This is a genomic window from Bacillus sp. 05T22, assembly GCF_056396765.1.
In genome coordinates, this window is record NZ_JBFTMC010000036.1 from 26,225 (window position 1) to 34,427 (window position 8,203).

Annotated in this window: 8 protein-coding genes; 2 read left to right on the top strand and 6 right to left on the bottom strand. The window is 34.0% G+C overall.

Translation table 11 applies throughout. The annotated features are described in order from the left end of the window. Positions 1-130 precede the first annotated feature (130 nt). Positions 131-727, bottom strand: coding sequence for a DedA family protein (locus AC1DIT_RS13150; protein WP_033671108.1), 597 nt, complete (start codon positions 725-727; stop codon positions 131-133). Positions 728-1,363: 636 nt separating this feature from the next. Between AC1DIT_RS13150 and AC1DIT_RS13155 the strand changes: the two genes are divergently transcribed. After that, the gene (locus AC1DIT_RS13155; protein ID WP_016114349.1) at positions 1,364-1,765 is read left to right on the top strand and encodes an SMI1/KNR4 family protein; all 402 of its coding nucleotides are present in this window, start codon (positions 1,364-1,366) and stop codon (positions 1,763-1,765) included. A gap of 81 nt (positions 1,766-1,846) precedes the next feature. Here the strand turns inward: AC1DIT_RS13155 and AC1DIT_RS13160 are convergent, their stop codons facing one another. Next, entirely contained in the window at positions 1,847-3,559 is a 1,713-nt protein-coding gene (locus AC1DIT_RS13160; RefSeq protein ID WP_044880802.1) for an MFS transporter, read from the bottom strand. 74 nt (positions 3,560-3,633) lie between these two features. Further along, entirely contained in the window at positions 3,634-4,176 is a 543-nt protein-coding gene (locus AC1DIT_RS13165) for a helix-turn-helix transcriptional regulator (RefSeq protein ID WP_033671106.1), read from the bottom strand. 293 nt (positions 4,177-4,469) lie between these two features. Here AC1DIT_RS13165 and AC1DIT_RS13170 point away from each other — a divergent pair, with 293 nt between their 5' ends. Further along, positions 4,470-4,931, top strand: coding sequence for a hypothetical protein (locus tag AC1DIT_RS13170; protein WP_016114346.1), 462 nt, complete (start codon positions 4,470-4,472; stop codon positions 4,929-4,931). 44 nt (positions 4,932-4,975) lie between these two features. Here the strand turns inward: AC1DIT_RS13170 and AC1DIT_RS13175 are convergent, their stop codons facing one another. The 3 genes from AC1DIT_RS13175 to AC1DIT_RS13185 form a co-directional block, all read right to left on the bottom strand. Further along, a complete protein-coding gene (locus AC1DIT_RS13175) occupies positions 4,976-6,238 on the bottom strand; it encodes an MFS transporter (protein WP_016114345.1) in 1,263 nt (420 codons plus the stop codon). Positions 6,239-6,465: 227 nt separating this feature from the next. Continuing rightward, positions 6,466-8,082 carry a YndJ family protein gene (locus tag AC1DIT_RS13180; protein WP_016132713.1) on the bottom strand — a complete coding sequence of 539 codons (1,617 nt, stop codon included), beginning with the start codon at positions 8,080-8,082 and terminating at the stop codon, positions 6,466-6,468. Continuing rightward, positions 8,070-8,203: DUF4166 domain-containing protein (locus AC1DIT_RS13185; RefSeq protein ID WP_476998228.1), on the bottom strand; the 134-nt coding region annotated here is incomplete at its 5' end. The genes AC1DIT_RS13185 and AC1DIT_RS13180, both read right to left, overlap by 13 nt.

The following is an 8,203-nucleotide window of genomic DNA, read 5'->3' on the forward strand; positions in this document are numbered from 1 at the left end:
GCATAGAAGTCGGTCTTTCATTTTGTCAACAAAATCAATAATATAATAAATTCTTGTCATTATTTGCAGGCAGTACATATCGCTAATTTGCATATGCTTTAAAATAATATTTATTATGATTATCCATCGCTCATCGCCTATCTTTTTTGAATCGAAAGTATAAAACAGCCAAACATGCAATAATCAATAATAAAATCACAAGAACAAAACCATAATGGTGAACATAATGTCCTACCTGACGCCATTTTTCTCCGACCACTAACCCTAACTTAATAAAAGTGAAACTCCATAATAATGCTCCCGAATACGCATAAAGGCAGAATGCCGAAAATCGATAGCGGGAAATCCCAGCTAAATAGGCAGTAACATGTCGAACTCCGGGAATAAAATAGCCAATAAACAATAGAGCAGGACCAATTTTTTGGAATAAAACCTGCGTCCGATTTATTTTCTTTTCTGTAATATGTATTTTCGGACCAAATTTTTTCAAGAATGGAATCCCGAGTTTCACTCCTAACACATAACTAATAGAAATACCAATTGACGATCCAATCCATGCACTTAGTAACGCAAGCAGAAATTTCATTTTTCCCTTATATACATAGTATCCTACAAACGTTAATAGCGTTTCATCAGGTATCGGTAATCCGATAATTCCCCCCACCAAAGCAATAATAATCCCAAAATATCCGAAATGCGAAATGAGATAATGCAATTGTTGTTCTATTTGTAATCACCATCCATACCAATTGCGAACTGGTATCTCAATCATTGAGACACTTTTCAAACAAAAAACATTATATACCTCCTAGTATTATTCCAATAAACCCCATTAAAATTCTAACCGTATAACTTACTTCCAAATATAAAGTGAAACTTCCATCAGTGGGAGTCTTCACTTCCCCGCAGATGGTTAGCTGAACGAATCGAGCTTTTACGAGATAAAATGTGGTACTAAACTTTTTTCTATATTTTCAAAATGAAATTGTATGGATTTTTCTTTTTTATCCAATATAGTTAATTTAAACAGGAATTTTGTATTATGCTAATAATAGCCTCTATTCCATTGTGTTTATCTCTAGAACTAGTAATATAAAAGATAAATAAGCGAGTCACATAAGATTTATGGTTTATAAGAAAAATCAAAGTTAACAAAACAGATAAAGTGAAACTTTAATCAGTGGGGGTTTTCTTCATCCCCCACTGATTATTAGCCTTCACCAATCGGGCTTTTACGGGCAGTTGATCCCCCACCTACCTTCCTTGTTTCTCTCCGAATCTTGAGGTGGGGATCTTACTGCCCGTTAATGCGGGGTAAATTTATAATATGTGGTTACACAAAAAACGTTTGGAGTGTTTACAAATGGTATACAAAGATATTATTAAAAAGATTCATGATGCACCTACTGATTATGATTTTAGTACATTAACTGATTCTATTATTGAGGAAGAATCCATGCTTAACGGTGTACCCCAAGATTATATTTCCTTCTTAAAGGAAGTGGGCTATGGATCTGTTTCTAATTCCTATTTTATGTTCTACGGAGGACTTATCGAAGCAGATGAAATATATGATGCGGATGACAATCCAGAACTGAAAAATGTTTTACTATTTGGTGATAACTTTGCCGGCGATGCTATAGGCTTTCATATAACAAATAACTGGGAAATTATTGAGATTTGGCATGAAGACGTATCAATCGTACCAAGGGAGGAAAAGAGTTTTACAGAATTGGTTCAAAACATATTTTCGAAAGAGCTTTAAGTTAGTAGTTACTTGATATAAAACAGAAAAACATTCCACTAATGCAGCTGCGGAATGTTTTTCTCTAATTAAACTTACTTTCTAGCCTTTACTCATTAAAACCTTTCTTCTTTTACCAACCCAGGGCTTCCCTTCATAAAACACCAAACTCACCAAACCACAAATCAAAATGATTGGTACACTCAGTTTATATAAATCTGTAAAACTCATTGCCATCTTGCTTTCTGCATAATGACTAACATCATTTGAGAATGCGAGAATCTCTCCTCTTACTTTTTCTTGTTTTTCCTCAATTATTTTTGTTACTTGCTTTGTAATTCCCTCTCTTTTTACCTCTCTATATTCCACTGGAACTCCGTTTAAGGCTTCGTTCACTTTTTCATGAATCAATTTCTCTTTTTGTTCCTTGCTCAAGCCGAGATCGTCTTCACTTTGTTTCTTTTCAGCATTTGATTCTAAACTTTTATCTCGGATTTTTTCTTTTGTTATTTGCAATATTTTTTCTTGCTCAACCTGATCCACATGAATATCACGAACTTTTTCTTCAGCATAACTGTAAACCTTATCTTTATTTACAGATAGATTCTGAGTTAAAGTTGATACAAATATAGCAACAGCTAATACAATCCCTACTTGTCTCAACATCGATACAATGCTTTGGGAAGCGGTTAGTAATTCCCCTTCAAATGAAGAAGCACTTAAAATCGTAATGGGACCTACGACTAAACCATATCCAACACCCAATATCATACAAGGAACAATGATATCTTTACTCGTTGAATCTACTCCAATCATTTGTAACCAATAATAAGCTAAGCTCATCACGATAAAACCCGATAAAATAATAAACACTTTTCCTAGCTTCTTAATCAACAAAGAAGCAAATGGGGAAACAACAAATATCATCGCTGAAATAGGCGTAACTACAAGAGCTGCYTCCATTTCTGTTCGATGTTGTATTTTTGTAAGAAAGGTTGGGAGTAATACAGTCACTCCAATTAAAAACAAATTGCTTAATATGACAACAATAGCAGCTCCAACAAACGTTCGATCTTTAAATAGTTGTAAATTCACCATAGGCGCTACGGCTTTTCTTTCGACTACAATAAATAATAGGAAAGAAATAATACTAGTAATATAGCAAATCCACGCTAAAATACTCAGCCATCCCCATGTATTTCCCTTTACTAATACGAGGGTGAAAAAGAAAATTGCTGAACTACTTAGTATTAATCCTATCCAATCAATTTTCGATACAACTCGTTCTTCATTTTTTATTTGTAGCATAATAAAGCATAAAACAATCCCAATAATACAAATTGGAATATTGACAAAGAATACCCATCTCCATCCTAAATTTTGTGTAATAATCCCGCCTATTACAGGGCCAATCGCAGCTGATAAACCTTGTGTTACTCCTAAAATACTAAGCGCAATATGCCTCTTAGCTAACGGAACTGCTGATACTCCAATTACCATACTCGTCGGAAATAAAATTGCAGCTCCTATACTTTGAATAAAGCGAGAAAATATAAGGAAATCTCCTGTATTCGCAAAGGCACAAAGCGCCGATCCACCACCAAAAACGATTAAACCAATGATGTACATCTTAGCCTTTCCAAAAATATCAGCAATACGTCCTAACGGGATTGCTAGCACCGCAATTGTCATTGTATACACATTTAATATCCAAGACATTTTTTCTAATGACGTATTTACACTAGACTGAATTGCCGGTAAAGCAATGTTCATAATGGTTGTATCAATCATACAAAGAAAAATACCTAAACACATCAAAAATACAATCTTAATTCCCTTTGATTGCTCCGTATCAATCTCCCCCTTTTATTTACCTTGAACACTTCTTTTTACTCTTTCATTTCATTAGTCTCTTCTTTCAGTGCAAGCTGGGCTAATTTCTTCTTTAATGTCTCGACTTGCGCAGTATACGATGCAATACCAACATCAAGAGAAATCTCTTCTGCAAAAGTAATGCCTTCCTTCCACTTCTCATACTTCAAGCGAAGATCGGCGATATACGTTTCTTTTCTTTCAATTTCTTCTTCAATCCACTTTTTCATCGTATTTGTATCACTATAGTCTCCAAAATACATACGCATTAGAAAATCAGAACGTAGAACATCCTTCTCTACATCAGTCTTCATATATTGATAAAACCCTTCTCTTCCTTCATCCGTTATGAAGTACATTTTTTTATTTGGCTTTCCTTCTTGCATGATTACCTCTTTTTTAATCTTCCCTTCCTTCTCTAACTGCCTTAAAGTTGGATAGATCATACCGAAGCTTCCATCAAAAAAATGAGCGAACACATCTTCAAATACAATTTTTATATCATAACCCGACAGCTCTTTTTCCATCAATAGCCCTAAAACAACGTCTCTTCCCTTCATCATAAACACCCCATAAGTTTAATATAATCAATAATCATATTAACAATGTTAATATGATTATTGATTATATATTATATTTTAAAATTTGTAAAATGTAACCAGTTATTTCGTATTCTTTAAAAAATTTAAATACAAAAAAGACTGTGTAGAATTTTTTCTGCACAGTCTTTTTTGACACTGATATATCCACTTTTCTATAACTGCTAAATCAAATATACATGCATAACTTCTTTAAAATTAGAAAATGCTAACAAAATCAAAACTATCCGCTATAGCGAATTGGAGAATTGTACATGAAAAGAAAAATACTATTCTTACTTACCTTCATATATTTCGTAGTTCCACTTCAAATAAGCGCTTTTACTTTCACAGGACTCCCTGCTACATCAAAATCTACACAATGGTATATTAAAGTTGATAAGACTAAAAATCCTGAAATAGTACAATCAAAAGAAGATACGTTTCATACATACAGTTTACTTGTAAAAAATATCGGTAAAGACGTATCTAATGTATCCGTTGAGATACGCGACAATAACCCAAAATCCAAAGCCTCTTTCAAGCCTTTCAACAAGTCTGATATGAGTGTGTCATATAGTCAAACTAGTTTTACACAAATGAAATTCCCATTATATGAAGACGCCAATTCATTTGACATTGTTATTAGCTGGGAAGAAAATCAATTTAGTTATAACGGTCACCCAGAAAAAGCAGAAAAGGAATTCACACAAACATTCGTATTTCATGAACAGTAAGCTCTGCCATTTGGCAGAGCTTACTTATTTTTTGTAAACATATATTAATCAAATTGACGAATACTCGGAACAAGTAGTGCGATTACTACTACTACAATTGCTGCAATGGCTAAAATCGTAATCGTCACAGTACCACCAATTATATTCGCCAACCAACCGACAACTAAATACCCTAACGGTAATAATGCAAAAGACCCTAACATATCAAGACTTGCTACTCTTCCGAATGCCTCTTCTGGCACGAGTTCTTGTAAGCTCGTTTCCCATATTAGACCAAAAATCATAATCCCAAACCCTTCTAATGCCATTAACCCAATTAACCCTGGAGCCCATGAAACAAAAGGCATTATTAAAAGTGCCGCCCCACTAATGAAGACACCGCCATAAGCGAGTAAGCCTCGTCTATGCCACCTCTGTCTCCCGCCAAAAATAAGAGCTGCAACAACGGCACCTCCTCCAGAACATGCCATTCCAAGACCATAGACAAATGGTTCAAAGTGATGATGTACATTAAATAACCAAGGGATTAATACAACGATAATTCCTGCGTAACAAATATTAATAAATGAAAATGCTAAAATTGTAATCCAAAGCCAGGGATGGCTTTTTAAGACAACAATGCCTTCTGTAAAATCTTTTTTGAAATTCATTTTTTGATTTGTCTGTTCCTGTACTTTTTTAGCTGTTACATCTTTTAAAAATAATAAACATATAAAAGACAACAAATAAGTCAATGCATCTAAACCAAATCCAATTCCAGCCGATGCAACCGAAACAATAAGACCACCAAGCGCTGGACCTATTAAACGGACACCTTGATTACTCATTTGTGTTAATGCGTTAGCTGCATTGCGAATTTCCGGTACAAACACCTTTGCTCGCACTGCTGAATATGCCGGTTGAAACAGGCCTTCCATTAGTCCATATACTGCTACTAATACATATAGAATATTGATTGTTAAAGTGTCTGTAAAAATAAGTGTCGCAAGTGTTATCATCACTATGCATCGAACAATATCAGTAAATAACATTAATTTAACTCGATTCATGCGATCAACGATTAACCCAGAAAACGGTAAAATAAGAATATTCGGAAGCATATACATAGCCATCGTCATTCCCATAACAACCGTTGATCCTGTTAGCGTATATACAACTACAGGTAGAATCACCATTGTAACCGAACTTCCAAGTACCGAAAGCAGCTGACCAATCCATAAGAAAGTAAACTGTCGTGACTTTGTAATTGGTAATAATAACGTATTTACATAACTAGAACTCTTTTCTTTCTGTATCTCTCCTTGCATATGTATCCCCTCTCCCTAGACATCTTCCTTCTTTTTCCTTTTATTATAACATTTAATTTTCTCCCTTTTCTTATAATTGAGTTTTTAGATGCACAAAACATCAATACATTTCGATTTACAACTGAATTCAATTCATGAAATACACTATATAATAAGGTATCCCTTACCATTACACACACATAATACAAGGTTCATAATATTCCCCAAGCCTTGTACACAAACATATTTTAATGTCTATTCTCCCTCATTCTCTCAATCTCATAATCAATCTCTAAAAACCTCACACCAAACACCCACATTTGATGGTGCGCTGTCAAAATCTGATCAGTTTTTTCTTTTATCGTAAAAGTCTCAGCTAACGGTAATCGAATCGTAAAGAAAGGGGTATGTAAATAAATCCCTTCGTCTCCTTTTGTACTCTCTCTTAACTGACTAGTAATGATAAGATCTTTGTTATCATTACGTAATTTTAAAATACCCGTCATATTAGAAAATGGTAGCGGCAAAGCAATATTCATATATGTATCTCCGCTATATGTATGCTGCGAGTAAAGAGCTACAAAGATTGTTTCATCCTGTTCATTTTTTCGAATCCATGCTCTCACATCTTCTCTACCATCTCGTTCACCTTTTATCGCAATGATATTACCATGCATGACTTCCCACCTATTTCCCATTCCTAAATGAATTTGCTGTACATGTCTACTTATTTTTTCATAGAGAAAAGCAAAGGGACGAAACCAATGAGACCACTTAATATTTGCTTTTAATTGAAAATTTTTCGTACGCTCATAAAAATCAATGATAAGTGGAGATACTTTTCTTTCATCAAACTGCATACTATGAAAATCACTCATTTGATCTATAAGACCTGTATGCATCTTCTCCTCTATAAAATCTGTTCCTCCTACTTTCATCTTCCCTTTGATACGACTCATCGGTTTTCCATAATGAATGTAAGCTGGCACATTCTTTTCAATCATCCAGCCAATAAAAGCGGGCAATGTTACACCAATTCCATTCATAACACCATGAATCCAAACCATTTGCGTAATTGTGATTGTCATAACTTGTTTAAAGTTTCCGTATGAATATACGGGCGAAAACAAAATTGTTATCATAAGTGTACTCGATGAAATGATTAGAAGAATTTTTGCAATTATCGAAGTGAATTTTGTTTTCCATACATAAATACTATAAGCATAAAGTGAAATGAGATAAACTAATACCGCATAAAATTCGAATGTTCTTGAATAAGTAATACCAATCGCTACTGTCATCGGTGAAATAACAATAATAACCGTGATAAATTTATATAGTTTACTTTTCTTTTGTTGCTTTCTCCCAAGTAAACCTACAGATAAAGGTAGTAAAAAGGCTGAATAATGAAAGTGAGCTGCTGTAAGCAAAACAATATCTGAACTAAACTGCATAATGGATATATTCGCTACAGAGGCAAAGAACCAAAAACCCCCTAAAAACAAATAAATAAACCCACTATCAATTGCCGTCTCTTCTAACGGCTTCCATCCTCTTTCTAACAATCTACTTACACCGAATAACGCAATAATGCCTGTATATATCAACCAAATAATTGCAAACAAAAAATAATCTGTTATAAAAGCAAGCGTTGCACTGATTGCAGCAACTGGATAAAATAACGATACAAGTTTATAAAATGACACCTGAGATCCATCTCTTTTCTCCTTATCAACAATACAAAGTGCCATTGGTATGAATAGGAGAATAGATAGTAATATAATTGATTCAACAGGATTTAATTTCGACCATTCCAATATAAGAAAAATCATATAACAAATAAGGCCAAGAATTATATTTCCCATCTAGTCTGATCCCTTTCTACAAACGTTCCCTTATATGAGAAAAGCGGGCCAAACAATGGATTTCGTACTTGAACATGAATTTTGTAACAGTTTAATACATCATCATAGCTCTCTATAACTT